Source organism: Streptomyces montanus, assembly GCF_005786655.1.
Taxonomy (GTDB): Bacteria; Actinomycetota; Actinomycetes; order Streptomycetales; family Streptomycetaceae; genus Streptomyces; species Streptomyces sporangiiformans.
Window position 1 is genome coordinate 22,502 of record NZ_VBZC01000056.1, and the last position, 23,490, is coordinate 45,991.

Annotated in this window: 23 protein-coding genes; 12 read left to right on the top strand and 11 right to left on the bottom strand. The window is 70.1% G+C overall.

Annotated features, from left to right (window positions below; all coding sequences use genetic code 11):
• Positions 1-15 precede the first annotated feature (15 nt).
• The 3 genes from FE633_RS36265 to FE633_RS36275 form a co-directional block, all read right to left on the bottom strand.
• A complete protein-coding gene (locus FE633_RS36265; RefSeq protein ID WP_138049422.1) occupies positions 16-546 on the bottom strand; it encodes a hypothetical protein in 531 nt (176 codons plus the stop codon).
• A 134-nt stretch (positions 547-680) separates the two neighbouring features.
• Entirely contained in the window at positions 681-2,216 is a 1,536-nt protein-coding gene (locus FE633_RS36270; RefSeq protein WP_138049423.1) for a S8 family peptidase, read from the bottom strand.
• A gap of 149 nt (positions 2,217-2,365) precedes the next feature.
• The gene (locus FE633_RS36275) at positions 2,366-3,892 is read right to left on the bottom strand and encodes a S8 family peptidase (protein ID WP_138049424.1); all 1,527 of its coding nucleotides are present in this window, start codon (positions 3,890-3,892) and stop codon (positions 2,366-2,368) included.
• 375 nt (positions 3,893-4,267) lie between these two features.
• Here FE633_RS36275 and FE633_RS36280 point away from each other — a divergent pair, with 375 nt between their 5' ends.
• The 3 genes from FE633_RS36280 to moaA all read left to right on the top strand — a co-directional run bounded on the left by FE633_RS36280 (position 4,268) and on the right by moaA (position 7,394).
• A complete protein-coding gene (locus tag FE633_RS36280) occupies positions 4,268-4,624 on the top strand; it encodes a DUF485 domain-containing protein (RefSeq protein ID WP_138049425.1) in 357 nt (118 codons plus the stop codon).
• Positions 4,621-6,249, top strand: a complete 1,629-nt coding sequence (locus tag FE633_RS36285; protein WP_138049426.1) for a solute symporter family protein — start codon at positions 4,621-4,623, stop codon at positions 6,247-6,249. Before FE633_RS36280 ends, FE633_RS36285 begins: the two co-directional genes overlap by 4 nt.
• A 155-nt stretch (positions 6,250-6,404) precedes the next feature.
• Positions 6,405-7,394 (top strand): GTP 3',8-cyclase MoaA, encoded by a 990-nt coding sequence (gene moaA, locus FE633_RS36290; protein WP_138049427.1) that lies wholly within the window; start codon positions 6,405-6,407, stop codon positions 7,392-7,394.
• Between the two features lie 11 nt (positions 7,395-7,405).
• Here moaA and FE633_RS36295 read toward each other — a convergent pair whose 3' ends face one another.
• Complete coding sequence (locus tag FE633_RS36295) at positions 7,406-7,681, bottom strand: hypothetical protein (RefSeq protein WP_138049428.1); 276 nt, start codon at positions 7,679-7,681, stop codon at positions 7,406-7,408.
• Positions 7,682-7,890: 209 nt separating this feature from the next.
• Positions 7,891-8,325 (bottom strand): DUF3099 domain-containing protein, encoded by a 435-nt coding sequence (locus FE633_RS36300; RefSeq protein WP_138049429.1) that lies wholly within the window; start codon positions 8,323-8,325, stop codon positions 7,891-7,893.
• A 254-nt stretch (positions 8,326-8,579) separates the two neighbouring features.
• Between FE633_RS36300 and FE633_RS36305 the strand changes: the two genes are divergently transcribed.
• Positions 8,580-8,861: a GlsB/YeaQ/YmgE family stress response membrane protein gene (locus FE633_RS36305; protein WP_119102772.1), complete on the top strand. Its 282-nt coding sequence runs from the start codon at positions 8,580-8,582 to the stop codon at positions 8,859-8,861.
• 75 nt (positions 8,862-8,936) lie between these two features.
• On the opposite strand, the gene tyrS is transcribed toward FE633_RS36305, so the two are convergent.
• The 3 genes from tyrS to FE633_RS36320 all read right to left on the bottom strand — a co-directional run bounded on the left by tyrS (position 8,937) and on the right by FE633_RS36320 (position 13,265).
• Entirely contained in the window at positions 8,937-10,205 is a 1,269-nt protein-coding gene (gene tyrS, locus FE633_RS36310; protein ID WP_138049430.1) for a tyrosine--tRNA ligase, read from the bottom strand.
• A gap of 133 nt (positions 10,206-10,338) precedes the next feature.
• On the bottom strand, positions 10,339-11,745 hold the full coding sequence (locus tag FE633_RS36315; protein WP_138049431.1) for a metallopeptidase TldD-related protein: 1,407 nt from the start codon (positions 11,743-11,745) through the stop codon (positions 10,339-10,341).
• Positions 11,742-13,265 carry a TldD/PmbA family protein gene (locus tag FE633_RS36320; RefSeq protein WP_138049432.1) on the bottom strand — a complete coding sequence of 508 codons (1,524 nt, stop codon included), beginning with the start codon at positions 13,263-13,265 and terminating at the stop codon, positions 11,742-11,744. Before FE633_RS36320 ends, FE633_RS36315 begins: the two co-directional genes overlap by 4 nt.
• Before the next feature lie 173 nt (positions 13,266-13,438).
• On the opposite strand from FE633_RS36320, the gene FE633_RS36325 reads away from it, so the two are divergent.
• The 4 genes from FE633_RS36325 to FE633_RS36340 all read left to right on the top strand — a co-directional run bounded on the left by FE633_RS36325 (position 13,439) and on the right by FE633_RS36340 (position 16,787).
• Complete coding sequence (locus FE633_RS36325) at positions 13,439-14,593, top strand: SEC-C domain-containing protein (protein ID WP_138049433.1); 1,155 nt, start codon at positions 13,439-13,441, stop codon at positions 14,591-14,593.
• Positions 14,594-14,725: 132 nt separating this feature from the next.
• Positions 14,726-15,430, top strand: coding sequence for a 3-oxoacyl-[acyl-carrier-protein] reductase (gene fabG / locus FE633_RS36330; protein WP_138049434.1), 705 nt, complete (start codon positions 14,726-14,728; stop codon positions 15,428-15,430).
• 5 nt (positions 15,431-15,435) lie between these two features.
• Positions 15,436-16,203, top strand: coding sequence for an enoyl-ACP reductase FabI (gene fabI / locus FE633_RS36335; protein WP_138049435.1), 768 nt, complete (start codon positions 15,436-15,438; stop codon positions 16,201-16,203).
• 209 nt (positions 16,204-16,412) lie between these two features.
• On the top strand, positions 16,413-16,787 hold the full coding sequence (locus tag FE633_RS36340) for a hypothetical protein (protein WP_138049436.1): 375 nt from the start codon (positions 16,413-16,415) through the stop codon (positions 16,785-16,787).
• An 11-nt stretch (positions 16,788-16,798) separates the two neighbouring features.
• On the opposite strand, the gene FE633_RS36345 is transcribed toward FE633_RS36340, so the two are convergent.
• A complete protein-coding gene (locus FE633_RS36345) occupies positions 16,799-17,488 on the bottom strand; it encodes a FadR/GntR family transcriptional regulator (protein ID WP_138049437.1) in 690 nt (229 codons plus the stop codon).
• A gap of 57 nt (positions 17,489-17,545) precedes the next feature.
• Here FE633_RS36345 and FE633_RS36350 point away from each other — a divergent pair, with 57 nt between their 5' ends.
• The 4 genes from FE633_RS36350 (at position 17,546) to FE633_RS36365 (ending at position 20,141) form a co-directional block, all read left to right on the top strand.
• Positions 17,546-18,958 (top strand): CynX/NimT family MFS transporter, encoded by a 1,413-nt coding sequence (locus tag FE633_RS36350; protein ID WP_138049438.1) that lies wholly within the window; start codon positions 17,546-17,548, stop codon positions 18,956-18,958.
• 73 nt (positions 18,959-19,031) lie between these two features.
• Positions 19,032-19,148, top strand: a complete 117-nt coding sequence (locus FE633_RS49360; protein ID WP_138049439.1) for an SGM_5486 family transporter-associated protein — start codon at positions 19,032-19,034, stop codon at positions 19,146-19,148.
• Between the two features lie 182 nt (positions 19,149-19,330).
• Positions 19,331-19,546, top strand: a complete 216-nt coding sequence (locus FE633_RS36360) for a hypothetical protein (RefSeq protein ID WP_138049440.1) — start codon at positions 19,331-19,333, stop codon at positions 19,544-19,546.
• 76 nt (positions 19,547-19,622) lie between these two features.
• Positions 19,623-20,141, top strand: coding sequence for a SixA phosphatase family protein (locus FE633_RS36365; RefSeq protein ID WP_138049441.1), 519 nt, complete (start codon positions 19,623-19,625; stop codon positions 20,139-20,141).
• A gap of 123 nt (positions 20,142-20,264) precedes the next feature.
• On the opposite strand, the gene serB is transcribed toward FE633_RS36365, so the two are convergent.
• Positions 20,265-21,470, bottom strand: coding sequence for a phosphoserine phosphatase SerB (serB, locus tag FE633_RS36370; protein ID WP_138049442.1), 1,206 nt, complete (start codon positions 21,468-21,470; stop codon positions 20,265-20,267).
• 97 nt (positions 21,471-21,567) lie between these two features.
• Positions 21,568-23,337, bottom strand: a complete 1,770-nt coding sequence (locus FE633_RS36375) for a streptophobe family protein (RefSeq protein WP_138049443.1) — start codon at positions 23,335-23,337, stop codon at positions 21,568-21,570.
• Positions 23,338-23,490: the final 153 nt, after the last annotated feature.

The window sequence follows — 23,490 nt, forward strand, 5'->3', positions numbered from 1 at the left end:
CTATGCCGGGTGTACTCAGTCAACACGGGAGGCGGCCGACCACCACAGGCGCACCTCCTTGCGCACATCGGTGGGCCGCAGTTCCCACCCCTGCGCGAGCGCGACCTCGGCGACGTGACGCCCGCCCACGCCCCGGTAGTCCCGTACCGGTATCGCGCACTCGACGGGTGGCCGCGACTTCTTGGGCCGGCGCGGGGCCGACGCCTTGCGCGTCCAGTCGGCGACCACCTTGTCCACCCGCGCCCCGTAGTACGCGGCGTCCCCTTCGTGCCGCAGCTCGCTCCAGGTCACGCCCCACGCGGGCACCCCCGACAGGCGGTCCAGCGTCCGCTCCATCAGTTTCAGCAGCCCCTTCTCGTACGAGGAGCTGACGGCCGCGATCACCTCCGTCAAGAGGCCGACGGCGATGAAGCCGAGCGCGGCCACGATCCAGAGCACGATCAGTACCGGAAGGAACACCACCGTGGCGGCGAACCGCACAATGAGCAGCCCCCGAGGGCGCGTCGGCAAGGGGGTCCACGTGGCGGGATCTTCGTACACGTCCATGGCAGAGGATCCTCTCGTAACCGAGCGCGCGTACGAGAGCCGGGCGGCCCACGGCCGCCCGGCTCGACTCCCCGCGGGAGCTACTGCTTGCCTCCTACTGCTTGCCTGCCTGCATGCCTACTGCTTGTCGCCCACTACTTGCTCACGGCGTCCAGGGCGTCGGCGATGCCCCAGCCGTAGAAGCCGTTGCGGTTCTTGCCGCCCTCGCAGACCGCGTCGATCTTGCCGTCGCCGTCTATGTCGTACGGGTCGGTGCACGGCGTGGCGTCGGCCTCGGCGTACAGCAGCGCCTTGACCAGGGCGGCGGGGGCGTGCGGGTGCGTCGACTTGATGAGCGCGGCCACGCCCGCGACGTGCGGGGAGGCCATCGACGTACCGGCCATGTAGCCCCACTTGCCGCCGGGAACAGGGCCCAGGATCAGGCCGCTGGTGGCGGGCGGCGCCGGGGTCTGGTACGCCGTCGAGTCGCCGCCGGGGGCCGCGATGTCGATGACGCCCAGGCCGTGGTTGGAGAAGGACGACTTGATGCCCTTCGCGCCGGTCGACGCGACCGTGACGACCCCCGGCAACTGGGTCGGGATGTCCAGGCACTCGGACGGGTCGATCACGCGGTCCGACGGCGTGGAGTCGTTCGGCGAGACCGGGTCGGTGATCTCGTCCGCCGCGAGGTCGTAGTTCTCGTTGCCCGCCGCCGCGACGTTGACCGCGCCCTTCTTCTCCGCGTACCGCGAGGCACGGGTGACGGCCTCCACGAGGGCTTTCTGGTCGGGGTCGTTCTTGCAGTTGAAGTACCAGGGGTCGGTGTAATAGCTGTTGTTGGTGACGTCCACACCGTGCTCGGCGGCCCACATGAAGCCGCAGACGACGGCCTCCGTGTAGAAGAAGCCGTCCGGGTTGGACACCTTGATGCCGGAGACCTTCACGCCCGGCGCGACCCCGGTGACGCCGACGCCGTTCTTCGCGGCCGCGATCTCACCCGCGACATGTGTGCCGTGGGGGCTCTCGGAGGCGCTCGGCCGCCATGCCCCGTCGGCCGTGTCCGGCTTGCCCGACACGCAGTTGACCGAGGCGTCGCGGTCGAAGTTCGGAGCGATGTCGGGGTGCGTGTCGTCGACGCCGGTGTCGATCACGGCGACGGTGACGTCCCGGCTGCCCAGTGACTTCTCGTGTGCCTTGTCCGCCTTGATGGCCGGCAGATCCCACTGCAGCGGCTCCAGCGGGTCCTGCCCGGCCTCGGCTTCGACGCTCGCCGCCTGCTTGGCGGTGAGCACCTTGGGGGTGCCGACATCGGTCGTGGACTGTGCGGGAAGCGGCGCGGTGCGCGTGGCGCCCGCCGACTCCACCCCGTGCACCTTACGGATCGTCTTCGCGAAGTCGGCGTTCGACGAGTGGACGACGATGACGCCGATCCGGTCGTACGACGTCACGATCGTGCCGCCCGCCTTGGTGATGGCCTTCTTCACGTACGAGGAAGTGCCGTACCCGGGACGGACGTTCACGACATAGCTGAGGGAGTTCGCCTCCGCCGACAGCAGCGGCACGCTGTCGGCCGCGGGCGCGGCGGGGGCCGCCGACGCACTGACGTTCGGAAGGAAGGCGAGTGCCGTCGCCATGGCCATCCCGAGTGGAATCGCTATGGCACGGCGGGAGCGCGGGTCAGGCGCTGTCATGGAGTCTCCAGTTCGTTCGCTGTACGAGCGGTACGGGCCGTGCGGGCTGTGCGCGTGGTACGGGCTGTGCGGGTGGTACGGGCCGTGCGGGCAGTCCGAGGCGGGCCGGGTGTGAGCCGGCCCGCCTCCGAAGGGGCGTACAGGATCGCCTACTTGACCGCTCGCAGCGCGTTGACGATGCCGAAACCGTAGAAGCCGTTCACGCGCTTGCCGCCCTCGCAGGTGGCGTCCACGACACCGTCGCCGTCCCCGTCGTACGGGTCGGTCGGGCACCCCGGGTTGTCCGCCTGAGCCTTCAGCAGCGCCTGAAGCAGGGTCGGAGTCGCCTTGGGGTACTTGGACTTGAGTAGCGCGGCGACACCGGCGGCGTGCGGCGACGCCATCGACGTGCCCTGCAGGAAGGCGTACTCGTTGTTCGGCATGGTGGACAGGATCCGGCCGTTCTTCGACGGGGTGTCCGGGGTCTGGTACTTGTCTCCGCCCGGCGCCGCGATGTCGATCACGCCCTTGCCGTAGGTGGAGTAGTACGACTTGGCGCTCGTGACGCCGGTCGCACTGACCGTGACGACACCCGGCAGCTGGGTCGGCACGTCGAAGCACTCGTGCGGGTCGATGGTGCGGGTGACCGGGGTCGAGTCGTCGGGGCTGGAGTCGTCGACGATCGCGTCCGAGTCGAGGTCGTGGTTGGAGTTGCCCGCCGAGGCCAGGTTGAGGGTGCCCTTCTTCTGGGCGTACAGCTGGGCCCGGTTCACCGCGTCGACGATCGCCTTCTGGTCGGGGTCGTCCATGCAGTTGTAGAGCCACGGGTCGACGTAGTAGCTGTTGTTCGTGATCTCCACGCCGTGGTCGGCGGCGAACACGAAGGCGCAGACGACGCTCTCGGGGTAGAAGAGGCCGTTGTCCGGGTCGCTCACCTTGATGCCCGCGACCTTCGCGCCGGGCGCCACACCGGCGACACCGATGCCGTTGCGCGCGGCCGCGATCTCACCGGCGACATGCGTGCCGTGGTAGTCCTCGGCGGTGTACGGACGCCAGGCGCCCTCACTCGTGTCGGCAACGCCGCCCACGCAGTTCGCGGACTGCGATGCCGAGAAGTTCGGGGCCAGGTCCGGATGGGTGTCGTCGACTCCCGTGTCGATCACGGCGACCGTGACCTTTCGGCTGCCCGGGTTGATCTCCGCGGCCTTGTCGGCGCCGATCGCCCGCAGATCCCACTGGTCGGCCTCGAGGGGCTCCTGACCGGCGGCGGTGCTCTTCGAGGCGACCTTCGCGGCCTCGGCCGCCGACAGGTACTGCGCCCCGCCCTCGTCCGTCGTCCCCGCCGCCTTGAGCGGCGTGGTGCGCGTCGCCCCCGCGGACTGCACCCCGCGCACGGCACGGATCTGCTTGCCGAAGTCCGGGTTGGCAGAGTGGACGACGATGACGCCGATCTTCTGGTACGTGGTGACGACCGTGCCGTCGGCCTTCGCTATCGCCTTCTTCACCGACTCGATCGTGCGGTGGTCCGCCTTGGTGTTGACCACGTAGGCGAGCTTCGGGCCGTCCGCCGCCGACACCGCGGGGGCGTCCTGAGGCGCGGCCGAGGCGACACCCGGCAGGAAGCCGAGCGAGGCGGTGAGGGACAGCACGACGGGCACGGCCAGCGCGAGACGGCGTCTGGAGCGCAGATGAACCATGGGATCTCCACATCATCCGGGAAAAGTAACCAGCCCGAACACAGGTGGTGCCCGGGCAGGTACATGACTAGGTGGTGCAGGGCGAAGTTATCTCCCGTCATCCCTGGCCAGCAACGACTTCCGGAAATGACTTCCGAAAGAAGTGACCGGAGTTGAACCGGTCCTCGCGTGGCGCCGTGACGTTGGACAGGGAGCCCGAGCACCATCGAGCCCCTGTCGGATCACGTTCGGGAAGCCCTAGCATCGCGACCCGGCCCACATGATCCACGACTTCGTGAGGTCAGAAAGAAAGCAATGTCCGTACCGAGCCCGTCCGCCAACTCACCTTCACCCGGTTCCCAAGCGGCAACCGCATCCGCAACGCGAGGAGACTCCGTGGCTACCGACGCACCGCCCCCCTCGAAATCCCAACCTCAGCTCCCCACCACCGAGGAGTTCGTCGAGGTGCAGGAGAGCGCTGAGTTCGGTGAACTACGCCGCTCCCATCGCTCCTTCGCCTTCCCGCTGACCATCGGCTTCATCGCCTGGTACCTGCTGTACGTCCTGCTGTCGAACTACGCGGGCGATTTCATGGGCACCAAGGTCGTCGGCAATTTCAACGTCGCGTTCATCCTGGGCCTCGCCCAGTTCCTCACCACGTTCCTCATCGCCTGGTGGTACGAGCGGCACTCCTCCGCCAAGCTCGACCCCAAGGCTGAGGCGATCAAGTCCCGGATGGAGGGCGGCGCATGAGCCCCGCGATCACCCATTTCCAGCTTGCGGCGGGGGAGGCCAGCGAGCACCGGCCGCTGATCATCTCCCTGTTCGCCGTCTTCGTCGTCGCCACCCTCGTCATCACCGTGTGGGCCGGCCGGCAGACGAAGGACGCCGCCGACTTCTACGCGGGCGGCCGTCAGTTCAGCGCGTTCCAGAACGGGCTCGCCGTCTCCGGCGACTACATGTCCGCCGCGTCCTTCCTGGGCATCGCGGGCGCGATCGCCCTCTTCGGATACGACGGCTTCCTCTACTCCATCGGCTTCCTCGTCGCCTGGCTGGTGGCGCTGCTCCTGGTCGCCGAGCCGCTGCGCAACTCCGGCCGGTACACGATGGGCGACGTCCTCGCGTACCGCATGCGCCAGCGCCCGGTGCGTACGGCGGCCGGTACCTCCACGATCGTCGTCTCGATCTTCTACCTGCTGGCGCAGATGGCGGGCGCGGGTGTACTGGTCTCGCTGCTGCTCGGCATCACCAGCGACGCCGGGAAGATCGGCATCGTCGCCCTGGTCGGCATCCTGATGATCGTGTACGTCACCATCGGCGGCATGAAGGGCACCACCTGGGTCCAGATGGTCAAGGCCGTGCTGCTCATCGGCGGCACCCTGCTCATCACCTTCCTGGTGCTGCTCAAGTTCAACTTCAACGTCTCCGACCTGCTCGGCGAGGCGGCCAAGAACAGCGGTGGGGGATCGGCCTTCCTGGAGCCCGGTCTGAAGTACGGCCTCACCACCACCTCGAAGATCGACTTCATCTCCCTGGGCATCGCGCTGGTACTGGGTACCGCGGGCCTGCCGCACATCCTGATCCGCTTCTACACGGTGCCCAACGCCAAGGCCGCCCGTAAGTCCGTGAACTGGGCGATCGGCATCATCGGCGGCTTCTACCTGATGACCATCGCGCTCGGCTTCGGCGCGGCGGCCCTCATCTCCAAGGCAGAGATCGTCGAATCCAACCCCGCGGGCAACACGGCCGCGCCGCTCCTCGCCCTGCATCTCGGCGGCGTCGATTCGGCCTGGGGCGCGATCCTGCTCGCCACCATCTCCGCGGTCGCGTTCGCCACGATCCTCGCGGTCGTCGCGGGCCTGACCCTCGCCTCGTCCTCCTCGTTCGCGCACGACATCTACGCGAACGTCATCAGGAAGGGCAAGGCCACCGAGAAGGAAGAGGTCAACGCCGCCCGGTACGCGACGGTCGCCATCGGCATCGTCTCCATCGCCCTCGGCGCCATGGCCCGTGACCTGAACGTGGCCGGCCTGGTCGCGCTCGCCTTCGCGGTCGCCGCGTCCGCCAACCTGCCGACCATCCTCTACAGCCTCTTCTGGAAGCGGTTCACCACCCAGGGCGCGTTGTGGTCGATCTACGGCGGCCTCGTCACGGCGGTCGGCCTGGTGCTGTTCTCGCCGGTGGTCTCCGGCAAGGCCACCTCGATGTTCCCGGACGTCGACTTCCACTGGTTCCCGCTGGAGAACCCGGGCATCATCTCGATCCCGGTCGGCTTCCTGCTGGGCTGGATCGGCACGCTCGTGTCCAAGGAGGAGCCGGACACCGGCAAGTACGCCGAGTTGGAGGTGCGCTCGCTCACGGGCACCGGGGCCCACTGAGGCCTCTCTGAGATCTCGCACCGCGGCCGCGTCGTAGAGAGCTACGACGCGGCCGTTTCGCGTCTCGTGGGATCTGGCTGCTGTCGTTGTCAGTCCCGTCACGTAGGCTCGCCTGTATCTGATCCGCATCAATCCGCATTCAGGGAGGGGCCGACGTGCTCATCGACACCTACGGCCGGGTGGCAACCGACCTGCGTGTGTCACTGACGGACCGCTGCAATCTGAGGTGTACGTACTGCATGCCCGAGGAGGGCCTGCAGTGGCTGGCCAAGCCCGACCTGCTCACGGACGACGAGATAGTCCGCCTCATCGACATCGCGGTACGGGAACTGGGCATCACCGAGGTCCGCTTCACCGGCGGCGAGCCCCTGCTGCGCCCCGGCCTCGTCGGCATCGTGGAGCGCGTGGCCGCCCTGGAGCCGCGCCCCCAGATGTCCCTGACGACCAACGGCATCGGCCTCAAGCGCACGGCGACCGCCCTGAAGGCAGCGGGCCTGGACCGGGTCAACGTCTCGCTGGACACCCTGCGCCCCGACGTCTTCAAGACCCTCACACGCCGCGACCGCCACAAGGACGTCCTCGACGGCCTCCGGGCCGCCCGCGACGCCGGCCTGGACCCGGTCAAGGTCAACTCCGTCCTGATGCCGGGGCTGAACGACGACGAGGCCCCGGACCTGCTCGCCTGGGCCGTGGAGCACGACTACGAACTGCGGTTCATAGAGCAGATGCCCCTCGACGCCCAGCACGGCTGGAAGCGCGAGGGCATGGTCACCGCGGGCGACATCCTGGCCTCGCTGCGTACGCGCTTCGCGCTCACGGCCGAGGGATCCGAGGAGCGTGGCTCCGCGCCCGCCGAGCGCTGGATGGTCGACGGCGGGCCGCACCGCGTCGGCGTGATCGCCTCCGTCACCCGCCCGTTCTGCTCGGCCTGCGACCGCACGAGGCTGACGGCCGACGGCCAGGTCCGCACCTGCCTGTTCGCCACGGAGGAGACCGACCTGCGGGCCGCCCTGCGCTCGGACGCGCCGGACGAGGAGATCGCCCGCATCTGGAAGCTGGCGATGTGGGGCAAGAAAGCGGGCGCCGGCCTCGACGACCCGTCGTTCGTCCAGCCGGAGCGACCGATGTCGGCGATCGGAGGCTAGGCCGACAGGGCCTAGGGGGACGTCGGGGGCTCCTGATGTTCCTGGGGCTCCTGGGGCTCCTGGGGCTCCCATTCCTCCAGGAGCACGACGTCCTTCAAGAACCCGCGGATGGCGAGGAACTTGGACAGGTGCTCGCGGTGCTCCTCGCACGCGAGCCAGGTCTTGCGACGGTCCGGTGTGTGCAGCTTCGGGTTGTTCCACGCGAGCACCCACACCGCGTCGGCCCGGCAGCCCTTGGCCGAGCAGATGGGCGAGGACGGATCGGAGCCGGGCAGGTTCAGAATCACGCCCCCGACCCTAACCCGGGAAAAGGCGACGCCGAGCAGCCACGGGGGGAGCTGCCCGGCGTCGGTCCGTCGCTCCGACGGGGGATGCGGAGCGCGTACGAAGTATGTCACGGGTAACCCCGTGCCCGGCACCTGAACAACATGATTGATCTGAGCTTTTCTTGAGCTTGGTGCCGTCCCTGACCCGGGCCGCAGCGGATCCGCCGTGGTCAGGTCCGGTCGTGCTGCCCGCTCCGGAACCCTGCCGAGGAATCGGCCGCGACGTCCTCCGGGACGGACCCCGCCCCGTCTCCCGGAACGGATTTCCCGGCATCCTCCGGAACGGATTCCGCGGGGCCGCCCGCCGGGGGCGGGGTGAGCATCGGCCGGGTCGGCGTGGTGACGAACGTCGACGGCAGCGAGGGTGCGTTCTCACGGCCCGCGTTGGCGATCACCACGGCGATGTACGGGAGGATGCCGCCGAGCACGAGGGCGACGATGGCGACGGGCCGCTCGACGTTCCAGAGAGTGGCCGCGAGGATCACGGCGACCGTGCGGACGGACATGGAGATGACATAGCGACGCTGCCGTCCGCGTACGTCGTCGGCGAGTCCCTGCCGGGCTCCGGTGATCCGGAAGACCTCGACGTTGCTGTGCTTCCGCATCACGTTCCACCGCCTGCCTGTATCGGACGCTCCCCTGCCCGTACCAGGTCCGCACCCGGTCAAGAGCAAGGAGAACCGGGCCCGAACAAGGACCACGTTACGCCGCGGCCGCGCCTCCTACGAGACCGGGTCGCCCCTCTCCTCCGCGCGGAGCCCTTGCGCCACACCGCGTACGGGCGCGCCCGACATGCACCGTATGGCGGACCGGACGAAACTGGGTGTAGTGCTCACGCGGAGCCGTACAGGAGGCAGCCATGGGCTGGTTGTGGGCGATCATCGTGGGGTTCGTGCTCGGCCTGCTGGCCAAGGCGATCATTCCGGGCAGGCAGCACAGCCCGCTCTGGCTGACCACGATCTTCGGGATCATCGGTGCCGTCGTCGGCAACTCCATCGCCCGGGGCATCGGGATCGCCGAGACCGACGGCATCGACTGGGGCCGGCACGGCCTCCAGCTCGCCGCCGCGATCGTCGTCGTCTTCTTCGGCGACATGATGTACACAGCGATCCGGGGCGGCAGACAGAAGGCCCCCAGATGAAACAGGGCGCCTGACGTACGACGAAGGGGGTGGCCGTCCGGCCACCCCCTTCACCCGCGCAGGTGCGCGCCGCGCTCAGCCCCCGGTGACCTCCACCGCCGCCAGGTTCTTCTTGCCCCGGCGCAGCACCAGCCAGCGACCGTGCAGCAGGTCCTCCTTGGCGGGGACGGCGTCCTCGCCGGCGACCTTGGCGTTGTTCACGTACGCGCCGCCCTCCTTGACCGTGCGGCGCGCGGCCGACTTGCTGGGCACCAGGCCGACCCCGGCGAAGAGGTCGACCACCGGGCCGAGCTCGGCGACCTGGATGTGCGGCACCTCGGAGAGGGCCGCGCTCAGCGTCGCCTCGTCGAGCTCCGCCAGGTCGCCCTGCCCGAAGAGGGCCTTGGAAGCGGCGATGACCGCGGCCGTCTGATCGGCTCCGTGCACCAGCGTCGTGAGCTCCTCGGCCAGCGCGCGCTGGGCGGTCCGGGCCTGCGGGCGCTCCTCGGTGACCTTCTCCAGTTCCTCCAGCTCCTCGCGGGACTTGAAGGAGAGGATCCGCATGTACGACGAGATGTCCCGGTCGTCCGCGTTCAGCCAGAACTGGTAGAACGCGTACGGCGTCGTCATCTCGGGGTCGAGCCAGATGGCGCCGCCCTCGGTCTTGCCGAACTTGGTGCCGTCCGCCTTGGTCATCAGCGGCGTCGCCATCGCGTGGACCTCGGCGTGCGGCTCCAGGCGGTGGATCAGGTCCAGGCCCGCCGTGAGGTTGCCCCACTGGTCGCTGCCGCCCTGCTGGAGCGTGCAGCCGTACCTGCGGTACAGCTCCAGGAAGTCCATGCCCTGCAGCAGCTGGTAGCTGAACTCCGTGTAGCTGATGCCCTCCTCGGACTCCAGGCGCCGGGCGACGGAGTCCTTCGTGAGCATCTTGTTGACGCGGAAGTGCTTGCCGATGTCCCGCAGGAACTCGATGGCCGACAATCCGGCCGTCCAGTCCAGGTTGTTCACCATCACCGCGGGGTTCTCACCCTCGAAGGACAGGAACGGCTCGATCTGCGCGCGCAGCCGGTTGACCCAGTTGGCGACCGTCTCCGGGTCGTTCAGCGTGCGCTCGGCGGTCGGGCGCGGGTCGCCGATCTGGCCGGTCGCCCCGCCCACCAGGGCCAGCGGGCGCAGGCCCGCCCGCTGGAGGCGGCGCATGGTGAGGACCTGCACCAGGTGGCCGACGTGCAGACTGGCGGCCGTCGGGTCGAAGCCGCAATAGAACGTGACGGGACCGTCCGCGAGCGCCTTGCGCAAAGCGTCCTCGTCAGTGGACAGGGCGATCAGCCCGCGCCACTTCAGCTCGTCGACGATGTCCGTCACGGTTCTCGTATCTCCTTGGATGATCTTCGGGCGGTCGTGTGACAGCCGACTACGAGGTTATACGCCCCCACCGACAGAGCTCACTCGCTCATGCGTCCCGGCCGACCCGCCCGACCGGCACGCTTCACGACCGTCATACGCCCTGACTGACGGAGCTCATATTGAAGTCCGGCACCCGCAGGGCAGGCATCGCGGCCCTGGTGAACCAGTCGCTCCATTCCCTCGGCAGCGTCTTCTCCGTCCGCCCCGCCTCGCTCGCCCGCCCCAGCAGATCCACCGGCGACTCGTTGAACCGGAAGTTGTTCACTTCCCCGGTGACCTCGCCGTTCTCGACGAGATAGACGCCGTCCCGGGTCAGCCCGGTCAGCAGCAGCGTCGCCGGGTCGACCTCGCGGATGTACCAGAGGCAGGTGAGCAGCAACCCGCGCTCGGTGTCCGCGACCATCTCCTCCAGCGAGCGGTCCTGGCCGCCGTCGAGGATCACGTTGCCGATGGCGGGGGCCACCGGCAGCCCGGTCAGACCCGCGCTGTGCCGGGTGCTCGTCAGATGCGCGAGCTCGCCCTCACGGACCCACTCGGTGGGCCGCACGGGCAGCCCGTTGTCGAACACCGAGGAGTCGTCCCCGGAGGAGTGGGCGAGCACGAAGGGCGCGCACTCCAGGCCGGGCTCGTTCGGGTCGCTGCGCAGCGTCAGCGGCAGCTCGGTGAGCTTCTCGCCGACGCGCGTCCCGCCGCCGGGCTTGCTGAACACCGTCCGGCCCTCGGCCGCGTCCCGGGCCGACGACGACCACATCTGGTAGATCAGCAGGTCCGCGACGGCGGTCGGCGGCAGCAGCGTCTCGTACCGCCCGGCGGGCAGTTCGATACGCCTCTGCGCCCAGCCGAGGCGCATGGCCAGCTCCGCGTCGAGCGCCGCCGGGTCCACGTCCTTGAAGTCGCGCGTCGAACGGCCCGCCCACGCCGAGCGCATCCGGTCCGGCGACTTGGCGTTCAACTCCAGCGTCCCGTTGGGCTGGTCGTGCCGAAGGCGCAGCCCCGTCGACGTACCGAGATAGCTCGACACGAGTTCGTGGTTGGCGAAGCCGTACAGCTCGCGCCCGCCCTCACGCGCGCGGGCGAACGATTCGCCGAGGGCCGGGGCGAAGTCCGTGAAGACGGCCGACGAGGTCTCGGCGGGTGCGTCCGCGAAGTCGGGGGACTGGGCGACCCCGGTCACCAGCGGCTGCGCGTCCTCGGCCGGGCCCGCGCCCCGCGCCGCGGCCTCGGCGGCCCGTACGAGCGGCTCCAGATCCTCCGCGGTCACGGCCGAGCGCGAGACGACCCCGGAGGCGGTGCCCTCGCGGCCGTCGACGGTGGCGATGACGGTCAGCGTGCGCCCGCGCGTGACCCCGTTCGTGGTCAGTGCGTTGCCGGCCCAGCGCAGATTGGCGGTCGAGTGCTCGTCGGCGATCACGACGCAGCCGTCGGCCCGGGACAGTTCGAGGGCGCGCTCGACGATTTCGTGCGGCTTGTTCGTAGTCGTCGACGAAGCGGTGCTCATCGCCCGGCCTCCTGGGTCGTGTTGAGGATGTTGACGCCCTTGAAGAGGGCCGACGGGCAGCCGTGCGAGACCGCCGCGACCTGGCCGGGCTGGGCCTTGCCGCAGTTGAAGGCGCCGCCCAGGACGTACGTCTGGGGACCGCCGACCGCTGCCATCGAGCCCCAGAAGTCGGTGGTCGTCGCCTGGTACGCGACGTCCCGCAGCTGGCCCGCGATCCGACCGTTCTCGATCTTGAAGAAGCGCTGCCCGGTGAACTGGAAGTTGTAGCGCTGCATGTCGATGGACCACGACCGGTCGCCGACGACGTAGATCCCACGGTCGACGCCGCCGATCAGATCCTCTGTGGACAGGCCGCCGGGATCGGGCTGGAGCGACACGTTCGCCATGCGCTGCACCGGCACATGGCCCGGGGAGTCGGCGTACGCGCACCCGTTGGACCGCTCGAACCCGGTCAACCTGGCGATCCTGCGGTCCAGTTGGTAGCCGACCAGAGTCCCGTCCTTCACCAGGTTCCAGGACTGCCCCTCGACGCCCTCGTCGTCGTACCCGATGGTCGCGAGCCCGTGCTCGGCCGTGCGGTCGCCGGTGACGTTCATCAGCTCGGAGCCGTACCTCAGCTTGCCGAGCTTGTCGAAGGTGGCGAAGGAGGTTCCCGCGTACGCGGCCTCGTAACCGAGCGCGCGGTCCAGCTCGGTGGCGTGCCCGATGGACTCGTGGATCGTCAGCCACAGGTTGGACGGGTCGACGACGAGGTCGTACACCCCCGCCTCGACGCTCGGCGCCCGCATCTTCTCGGCGAGCAGCTCAGGGATCCGCCCCAGCTCCGAGTCCCAGTCCCAGCCGGTGCCGACCAGGTACTCCCAGCCGCGCCCGACCGGCGGCGCGATCGTCCGCATGGAGTCGAACTCGCCGCTCGACTCGTCGACCGCGACAGCCGTGAGCTGCGGATGCAGCCGCACGCGCTGCTGGGTGGTGACGGTGCCCGCGGTATCGGCGTAGAACTTGTTCTCGTGCACGGTCAGGAGTGAGGCGTCCACGTGGCTGACCCCCTGGGCCGCCAGCAGTCGCGCGCTCCAGTCCGTGAGCAGCCCCACCTTCTCGTCGTCCGGCACGGAGAAGGGGTCGATCTCGTACGAGGAGACCCAGGTCTTCTCCGCGTGCACCGGCTCGTCGGCGAGTTCGACGCGCTCGTCGGAGCCCGCCGCCTTGATCACCTGGGCCGACAGCTTGGCCATCGCCACGGCCTGCGACGCGACCTTCGCGGCGGCGTCCATGGTCAGATCCACGCCGGACGCGAACCCCCACGTCCCGCCGTGCACCACCCGCACCGCGAACCCCAGATCGGTCGTGTCCGACGACCCCGCGGGCTTGGCGTCCCGCAGCCGCCAGGCCGCGCTGCGCACCCGCTCGAACCGGAAGTCCGCATGCTCGGCGCCCAGCGCCCGGGCCCGCGCGAGCGCGGCGTCGGCCAGGGCCCTCAGGGGTAGTGCCAGGAATGACTGATCGACTTCGTGGGGCACGGGTGGGTCCCTTCGGGAGTGGGAGGGCTCTCCTGTTATTGACCGTCACGGGCAGTGAATCATGACTCGTCGGTCGGTTTCCCGGGAAAACGTGCGGTCCTCCACCGGCGTGCGTCCGGGCGGGACTTCGCGCTGCGGCTGCGGCCCGCACACCGGGCTCATACGGTGAACCCATGTCCAGCAAGCGTCCTCGCCCGGCCGGTAGGAACGGCAAGAGCGCGCGCGGGAACGGGCCCACTCCCGCACGACACACCGGCGCACCTCCGCCCGAGCCCGCCCAGGTCGCCGAGGAGTACGAGCGGCTGGCCGGACGCCACCCCGAGGATCGCGAAGAGCTGCTCCTGGAAGCAGCGGACGCGTGGAACGAAGCGGGGGAGTACGACAGCGCGCTGGCCCTGTACGAGCGTCTGCTGGAGCGCGGCGGAGACGACGCCGTCGAGGAACGGGATCTGGTGGACGCCTACCGGATCAGCACGCTGTGGGACGCCGGGCGCGACGAAGAGGCGCGCGCCGCGGCGGCGGGGTTCCGCAGGCGGCACCCGCGGCACGCCGGCGCCTGGACCTTCGTCGCCGAGGCCTTCGAGGCGCAGGACGCGACCGCCACGGCCGCCGAGTGGTACACGGCCGGCGTGACGCATGTGCTCGGCGCGGGCAGCGCCGTGACGGTGGACGTGGTGGAGGCGCACGTCCAGGGCTACGACGTGGAGACGCTCCTGACCGGCCGCCACCGGGTACGGCGGCTGCTCGGTGAGCCGCACGACGACTGGGACGCGGTGGCCGACGCACTGCACGAGCGCCGGGCGTCCGCGCTGCTCGGCCGCGTCCGCCCGCTCGACGAACTCCACGACCCGCTGCGGCTCAAGCGGCTGGAGGGGCATGGCCCCGACATGCTGGAGCGCGAGATCGGCGAGGCGCTGGACCCTGCGTCGTCGGAGAACCATGCCGTCCGTGCCGGTCCGCGCGCGACATGCGTTCTGTACTGGCCACGGGACGAGCTCTCCGGACTGCTGGAACGCTGGCCCAAGGCGGCCGAGGCCTACGGCGACGACCACGCCGGTCATCTGCGGCAGGTCGAACGGACCTTGCGGGACCTGTCGGAAGAGGGAGCGACCCAGCTGGCGGTCGGCCGGGCGACGGTGCGGGGCGTGGAGGCGTACGCGGCGACGAACGGGGGATCTCCGGACTTTCCGGGCACACGGTCCGCATACGCCGCCGAACTCGTGCGTACCGGACGGGCCGAGGCCTGGCCGCCGCCGCGCAACGGCCCCTGCTGGTGTGCGTCGGGGCGCAAGTACAAGAAGTGCTGTGGGAACCCGGCTCTCACATGACGAGGCGCGGCTCTCGACTGTAGAGACCCGACAGGAGCCGGGCGGAGCCACTGTCGATGGTGGATTCTCCGCGGGGCGGGCCGGACCGATAGGTTTTCGAGGTACCAGACCGGCTATCGAAAGGGTGATCCGTTGAGCCGCTCGGTTCTCGTCACCGGAGGAAACCGGGGCATCGGCCTCGCCATCGCCCGCGCTTTCGCCGACGCGGGCGACAAGGTCGCGATCACGTACCGCTCGGGGGAGCCCCCGGCGGGCTTCCTCGCCGTCAAGTGCGACATCACCGATGCCGAGCAGGTGGAGCAGGCCTACAAGGAGATCGAGGCCGAGCACGGTCCGGTCGAGGTGCTGATCGCCAACGCCGGCGTCACCAAGGACCAGCTGCTGATGCGCATGTCCGAGGAGGACTTCACGTCCGTTCTCGACACCAACCTCACCGGCACCTTCCGCGTGGTGAAGCGCGCCAACCGGGGCATGCTGCGCGCCAAGAAGGGCCGCGTCGTGCTCATCTCGTCGGTCGTCGGGCTGTACGGTTCGCCCGGGCAGGCGAACTACGCCGCCTCCAAGGCGGGCCTGGTCGGCTTCGCGCGCTCGCTCGCCCGTGAGCTCGGCTCGCGCAACATCACCTTCAACGTCGTCGCGCCCGGCTTCGTCGACACCGACATGACCAAGGCGCTCAGCGACGACCAGCGCGAGGGCATCGTGAAGCAGGTGCCGCTCGGCCGGTACGCGCAGCCCGAGGAGATCGCCGCGACCGTGCGGTTCCTTGCCTCGGACGACGCCTCGTACATCACTGGAGCCGTCATTCCGGTTGACGGCGGATTGGGCATGGGTCACTGATCACCATGAGCGGAATTCTCGAGGGTAAGCGCGTCCTGATCACCGGTGTGCTGATGGAGTCCTCCATCGCCTTCCACACCGCGAAGCTGGCCCAGGAGCAGGGCGCCGAGATCATCCTGACCGCGTTCCCGCGGCCCACGCTGACCGAGCGCATCGCCAAGAAGCTCCCCAAGCCCACCAAGGTCATCGAGCTCGACGTCACCAACGACGAGCACCTCGGGCGGCTGGCCGACATCGTCGGCGAGGAGCTCGGCGGCCTCGACGGCGTCGTCCACTCCATCGGCTTCGCCCCCCAGGACGCGCTCGGTGGCAACTTCCTCAACACCCCGTTCGAGTCCGTCGCCACCGCCATGCATGTCTCGGCGTACTCCCTGAAGTCGCTGACCATGGCCTGCATGCCGCTGATGCAGAACGGCGGTTCCGTCGTCGGCCTCACCTTCGACGCGCAGTACGCCTGGCCGCAGTACGACTGGATGGGCCCGGCCAAGGCCGCCCTGGAGGCCACCAGCCGCTACATGGCGCGCGACCTGGGCAAGCAGAACATCCGCTGCAACCTCGTCTCCGCGGGCCCCCTCGCCTCCATGGCCGCCAAGTCCATCCCGGGCTTCAGCGAGCTGGCCGCCGTGTGGGACAGCCGCGCACCCCTGGAGTGGGACCTCAAGGACCCCGAGCCGGCCGGCCGCGGTGTCGTCGCCCTGCTGAGCGACTGGTTCCCGAAGACCACGGGCGAGATCATCCACGTGGACGGCGGTCTGCACGCGATCGGCGCGTGATGCCGGTTCGGACTGACGTCTGATCGGACTTACGTTCGCACCTTCACGCGTCTTGCGTTCACGTGTCTTACGTTCCCGACGCCCCGTTTCCCGCACTGCGGGCGGCGGGGCGTCACCCGTTCGGCCCACCGGCCGGGCGGTGAGAGGCGGTAACTGCGCACCCTGGAAGAGGAGTTCCCCTCCCCAGCACGGCCGAGGAGGTCCCCCTTGTGCGCTTGTCCCCGCGCTTCGCCCCGCTGCCGGCCGCGCTCCTTCTCGTGTTCGTTCTCGCGCTCGCTCTCGTGTTCGCCCTTCCGCATCGCGCCGCCTCGCACCCCACGAAAACGGCGCCCCACGCGCGCGTGCACGTCGACAGGCCCTCCGGAGCCGAGTGCCGGATCGCGGTCGACGGCTCGTATGTGACCGCGTACTGCCACAACCCGTACCCCGAGGTCGACCGCGTCGGCCTGCACATCGAGTGCGAGCGATGGTGGGACATCGACAGCGACGGGGGCTCGGTCGAGGCCGGGCCCGCACAGACCGTGCGCCTCACGGGCCGCTGCTGGCAGGAGGTCCGTTCGGCGTGGGTCAGCCACCGGAGGTGACGGGGCGTGGGTCAGTCACCAGAGGTGACCGACCGCCTCGGGAGGCAGAGGAACGGATAGCTCGCGGCCTCCGTGGCGGCCGCCTCCGTGTCGCCCGCGCGAATCGCGTCCACCAGGCGCATGTGGTCCATGTACGTCTCGGGTGTCAGCTCCTCGCCCACATCGTCGCGCAGCCAGTCGCGCAGGACCTCGCTCAGGTCCGCGTACATCGCCGTCATGACGTCGTTGTGGGACGCGGCCACCACCGCCATGTGGAACGACGTGTCGGCGGTGACGAAGGCCTCCGCGTCGCCCGACTCCCACGCCACCTCGCGGCGCACCAGGAGCGCGTCCAGCTGCTTCAGGTCGCGCTCGGTGCGACGCTCGGCGGCCAGTTTCGCGGCGCCCGACTCCAGCGTGGAGCGCAGCTCGGCGATGTGCCGCTGATCGGCGTCCGCGAAGCGGCGGTGCATCACGCCCGCCAGCTCACTGGTCGCCACGACGTAGGTCCCCGAACCCTGGCGGATGTCGAGCAGGCCGTTGTGCGCGAGCGCGCGCACGGCCTCCCGGACCGTGTTGCGGGCGACGCCCAGTTGCTCGACCAGCTCGGGCTCGGTGGGGATGCGGGAGCCGACCGGCCACTCGCCCGAGGTGATCTGGTTCCGCAGCTCGGCGATGACCTGCTCGGACAGCGCAGATCGGCGGGGGTGGCTCAGCGGCATGTTGCTCCTCCGTGGGGCGGTGGACAATCAATCATCCCATGATTCTATGATGGGTGCATGGTTAGCGAGGAAACCCGGACGAGGTCCGCACCCAAGTCCACATCCACATCCACATCGATACGCAGCTCATCCGGAACCGCCGACGACTCCCAGGAAACCGCCACGCGCGCGTGGATGACGCGCCTGGTGATCGTCGGTCTCGTCCTCACCGCCGTCAATCTGCGCCCCGCCATCACCAGCCTCGGGGCACTCCTCGAAGAGGTGCGCGACGGCCTCGGTATGAGCGGCAGCGTCGCCGGACTGCTCACCTCCGTGCCGCCGCTGTGCTTCGCGGTCTTCGGCGTCATGGCACCGCGTCTCGCCCGCCGTTTCGGGCCCGTCCCCGTTGTCTGCGCCGGCATGGTGGCCATCACCGCGGGGCTCGCGATCCGGCCCTTCACCGGGAGTACGACGGGCTTCCTGGCCGCCAGCGCCCTCGCGCTGATGGGCATCGCGGTCAGCAACATCCTGATGCCGGTGATCGTCAAGCGCTGGTTCCCGGACCGGGTCGGCTCCATGACCGGCCTGTACTCCATGGCTCTGGCGCTCGGCACCTCCGCGGCGGCCGCCGTCACGGTGCCCGCGGCCGAGGTCCTGGGCGGCAGTTGGCAGTCCGGCCTCGCGGTGTGGGCAGGTATCGCGGCCGTGGCCGTGGTCCCGTGGCTCCCGCTCATACGGGAACGGGGAGCGGCTTCGGCTCTCAGTGGGGCTTCGGCTGCCGGCGGCGCTTCGGCTGCCGGTGAGGCTTCGGCGCCCCGCGAGGCTTCGGCGCCCCGCGAGGCTTCTCGTGCCGGTGAGGCATCGACTCCCGTGGCACGCCCGGAGCAGGACACGCTGCGCATCGCCCACAGCCGTACCGCCTGGGCGCTGGCCATCTTCTTCGGGCTCCAGGCCACCGCCGCGTACATCACGATGGGATGGATGGCGCAGATCTTCCGTGACGCGGGTGTCGCCGCGGGCACGGCCGGAGTGCTCCTGGCCGTCACGATGGCGATGGGAGTGCCGCTGGCCTTCGTCATCCCGCGGCTTGCCACGCGCCTGTCCCACCAGGGACCGATCGTGATCGCCCTCGGGGTCTGCGGCCTCGCCGGATACGCCGGCCTCTACTTCGCCCCGGCGGGCGGCGCCTGGGCCTGGGCCCTGCTGATGGGCGTGTCCAACTGCGCCTTCCCGCTGGCCCTCACCATGGTCGGCATGCGGGCCAGGACGGGTGCGGGGGTCGCGAAGCTCTCGGGCTTCGCGCAGAGCACCGGCTATCTGATCTCGGTCCCCGGCCCGCTCCTGGTGGGCGTGCTCTACCAGCACAGCGGCGGTTGGGGGCTGCCCATCGCGCTCATGGCTGCCCTGATGATCCCGCAGATCGTGACGGGCATCCTGGCCGGGCGTGACCGCACCGTGGAGGACGAGGCCGCGCGCCGCACCCCCCGGTGAGCGACCTGCGGGGAACCGACCCGGAACCGACCCCACCGGGATGGGGGCGGACGAAGGGTGCGAGACTGGCCGTATGCCCGTGCTCGACCCGAACCCCCAGAACGGCCAGAAGAAGATGCTGCTCGTCTTCGGCACGTTTCTCGCCGTATTCGTGATCATCGGCATCATCGCGACGATCGCTTCGCCGTGACCGTGACCCGGTGCGTGGCTCCGCCACGGCATGGTGGGGCTAGCCCCACCATCCCCTAGGGGGTGAGTGTCAGGGTCAAGTGGGTGGATCACCGGATGGGTTGAGGGCTCCCGAATCCGTAGCTTCGAAGTGTGGCCGCGACGACGCGGATCACGAACCCTTCGAAGACCCACGGAGGCGGCATGTCGGCCCCTACGCACACCCGGCCCCACTCGGCGATCAGGGGCGGCGTCGAGGTCCGGCTGCCCTGGTGGGCCCTCGTTCTGCCCGCACTCGCCTTCGCGATGCTGCTCCTGGTGATCCTCAACCCCGCGGACGCTCACGCGACCGGCGGCGACCCCGCGGTGGGTCACCTCTTCGAGCGCATCCAGGAGACGGTGCTGCGCCAGGGCTCCTGAGCTCCCGTGCCCCGTGTCGGGACGGCGGGTCAACTCCCTGCGCCCCGTGGCGTGTTTTCATGCGAAGCTGGGACCCATGAGCGTCGCAGAACCCCGCAGGATTGTCCTTTTCCGGCATGCGAAAGCCGACTGGCCCCAGGTACCCGACCATGAGCGGCCGCTCGCTGAGCGGGGCCGCAAGGACGCCGCCGTCGCCGGACGCAAGCTGGCCGACACCGGCATCCCCTTCGATCTGGCCCTCTGCTCGACCGCGACCCGTACCCGCGAGACATGGAAACTCGCCGTCCAGGAGCTTCCGCACCGGCCGAAAACGGTCTATGAGGAGCGGCTCTACGAGGCCTCGCCCGGTGAGCTGATCGCCCTGCTCAACGAAACCCCGGACGACAGCCAGAACGTGCTCCTGGTCGGCCACAACCCCGGCGTTCAGGGCCTCGCCGACATCCTGTCCGGCCAGTCGGAGGGCGACACGAAGGAGCGGATGAGCCGCCACGGCTTCCCCGCCGCCGCGTTCGCCGTGGTCTCCTTCACCACCTCCTGGAAGAGCCTCGAGCCCGGCGTGGGCACGCTGCTCGACTACTGGGCGCCGACCGAGTGACCTCACCCCTACGTGGACGGGCCCGGCACCGCGCGGTGCCGGGCCCGTTTTCTTGACGGGGCTGCCGACGACTTCTGAGGGCGCTGCCGGCGGGGCATCGGTCCCGCCTGCTTCCGGCAGGCCTCAGTCCAGGTGCATGTCCGCCGCCTCGACCTCTTCGCGGGTGACGCCCAGCAGATACAGGACCGTGTCCAGGAAGGGGAAGTTCACCGCGGTGTGCGCGGCCTCGCGTACGACCGGCTTGGCATTGAAGGCGATGCCGAGACCGGCCGCGTTCAGCATGTCGAGGTCGTTCGCGCCGTCCCCGATCGCCACGGTCTGGGCGAGCGGTACGCCCGCCTCGGTGGCGAACCGGCGCAGCAGCCGCGCCTTGCCCGCCCGGTCCACGATCTCACCGGTGACCTTGCCGGTCAGCTTCCCGTCGACGATCTCCAGCGTGTTGGCCTGGGCGAAGTCGAGCCCGAGCCGCTCCTTGAGATCGTCCGTCACCTGCGTGAACCCACCCGAGACGACGCCGACTTGGTAGCCGAGTCGTTTCAGCGTACGGATCAGCGTGCGCGCGCCGGGCGTCAGCCGCACCTCGCTGCGCACCTTGTCCACCACGGAGGCGTCGAGCCCCTTGAGGAGCGCCACGCGCGCGTGCAGCGACTGTTCGAAGTCCAGCTCGCCCAGCATCGCGGCCGCCGTCACCTCGGCGACCTGGTCCTCGCAGCCGGCGTGGGCCGCGAAGAGCTCGATCACCTCGTCCTGGATGAGCGTCGAGTCCACGTCCATCACGATCAGGCGCTGGGCACGCCGGTGCAGCCCGGCCGCGACGACGGCGACGTCGACGCCGAGTGCCGCGGACTCGGTCGCCAGGGCGGTCCGCAGGTCCTCGGTCTCCGTACCGGACACGGCGAACTCGACCGCCGTCACCGGGTACTTGGCCAGCCGGAAGATACGGTCGATGTTGCCGCCGGTCGCGGTGATCCGGGCGGCGATCGCGGCCGTCGACTTCGCCGTGAGCGGGTGTCCGAGCACGGTGACGAGCGACCGTCCGTGGCCGCGCGGCCGGTTGTCGCCGCGGCCGGAGATGATCTCGGCCTGCAGCTTCACGGTGTCCGCCCAGCTGTGCACCGTGGCCCGCAGCTCGCCTTCGACACCGCTCGGCGGCTGGGTCACGAGCGCGCACAGCACGATCCGGCCACGGGTGACGACCTGCTCGATGTCGACCACGTCGACCGAGTAGGCGGCGAGGGTGTCGAAGAGCCCGGCCGTGATGCCGGGGCGGTCCTTGCCGAAGATCTTGACAAGGAGAGTGGGAACGTCTGAGGTCTGCGAAGCACTCATGGTGTTCCCACCGTATCCGGCACCGAGTGCCTCCCGCCCCTGTGGTCCGACTGACGGACAGGGAACGGACAGGGCCGGGAGCTCCCGAGCTCTTGGCTCACCGCCTTCCCCGAGGCCTCCCCGGAGGGGGTGGCGGGGGTGGTCGTTCGTCCGGTGGGGGAGGGGGCCCGTCCTGGGAGGGCCCAGGCCTCGGCCGGGGCCGCGGAGCCGACGGTGGTGGGAGGGGGCCGGCCACGGTGGGGGTGCCGTACACGTCGGGTGGCCGCCCGTCGCCGGAGGACGGTGCGCCCCCTGGCGGCCGCACGCCGGGGCGGCGCCGCTCGTCCCGGGAATCCCGCAGGTCGTGGGGGAGCCGCAGGTACGGGTTCGTGTCGGGGTTCGCCGGTCGGTACGGGGCGGCGGGGCTGTAGGGCCCCGGCTGTTCGGAGGTCTCCGCCGACGGCTCCGCGGTCGGTGCGCCGTGGGCGTCCGCGTCACCCCATGCCAGCGGTGCCGCGCGGCGTCCGGCGGCCCCGCAGGCATACGCGAGCAGGGCCCCGGCCGCCCCCGCACCGGCACCCCAGAGGGCGCCGAGCAGGAGCGCCATGCCCAGCTGTCCGTGGAGTTCGATGCCGGCTCCGAACGCGTCGACACCCAGGACGGACAGCGAGGCGCCCACGGACACCTCCGTCAGCCAGGAGAGCAGCGGCAGCGTGAGCGCCGTGACGACGCCCAGCCGCAGCGCGCAGCGCCCGGCGAAGCCGACGGCTCCCTGCTCGCGTACGGCGTGTACGGCGCGTACGAAGGGCGTCCGTGCCGCGGTCAGTACGCCCGCGTACAGCATCATCAGCGCGGCCGCGACCCCCAACAACCAGACCATGCCGTCCAGTTCGGCCAACCGCCCCAGCGTGACCGGCTGGTCCGAGGAAACACGCAGCAGTTCGTCCAGGGGGTCGGGAAGAAGCTGGGCGAGCTCGCCCGTGGCCTTGCCGTCCCATGGCACGAAGAGCCCGATCGGGATGCCCAGCCACACCCCGTTGGGCGCCCCGAGCAGCGCGGCGCCCGCGATCCGTTTCGGATGGTCGTCTCCGATCGCCGCGTACGCCGCTGCCGCGAGCCCCGCCACGACGGCCACCAGTACCACCGTGACCAGCGCGGAGGCGGCCGGCCGCACCACCCGGTGCACCCCCGCCCAGCCGCGCGGCAACGGCGTCCGGCGCGAGGCCAGCAGGGCGATCAGCAGCACGCCGAGCACCCATCCCAGGCCACCGAGCAGCGTCGGCGCGGTGTCGACCGTGAAGCCGACCTTCGCGTTCACGTCCGCGAGATCCCCGAGCCGGTCGGGCAGCAGCCCGCCGACGTCACCGAGTCCGGGTACCTCGATGCCGTCCGGCAGCCCGCCGCCGGGTAGTTCGTCGAGCCCGAGCGAACCGCCGTCGATCGTGATCACATCGTGCCCCGCCCAGGCCAGCCCGCCCAGCATCGCGACGAAGAGCACCACCACCGTGCCCGCGCGCGCGAGGAGTTCGCCAAGCGGGATCACAACTCCCGCTCCGCGCAAGGAACGCAGGAAGAACCAGGAGAGCAGGAGCGCGCCCACCAGGCTCACGCCCAGTGGCGTGATCTGGAGGGCGGTGTCGGCCTGTGCGCCCTCCAGGCCGAAAGCCGACACATCGCCGGACGGTGTCACCGAACCACCCGCCCCGAGCGCCACAACCGCCGCCGTCATCGACCCGAGCGAGCCCGCCGCGTCCGCTTCGAGCAGATGCAGCCCCAGCGCCGCCACGCCCGCCATGCCGATCAACGCCCAGCTCACGGCGGCGATCGAGGACAGGAGCACCTCGCCAACCGGCAGACGCCTGCCGCCCCTTGCGGTCTCGTAGCTCATCCTCAGCCCCCCGGATGCGCGCCGCGACGTCTCCACCGCGGATGTCCCCCTCGCGTGGGATTACCACTCTCCGGGCCGGTTTCAACCCCGTCAACGGAAACGGACAAGACACCCGTACCTAGGCGTCCCGAGGCCCGACTTTCGGTCAGAGGG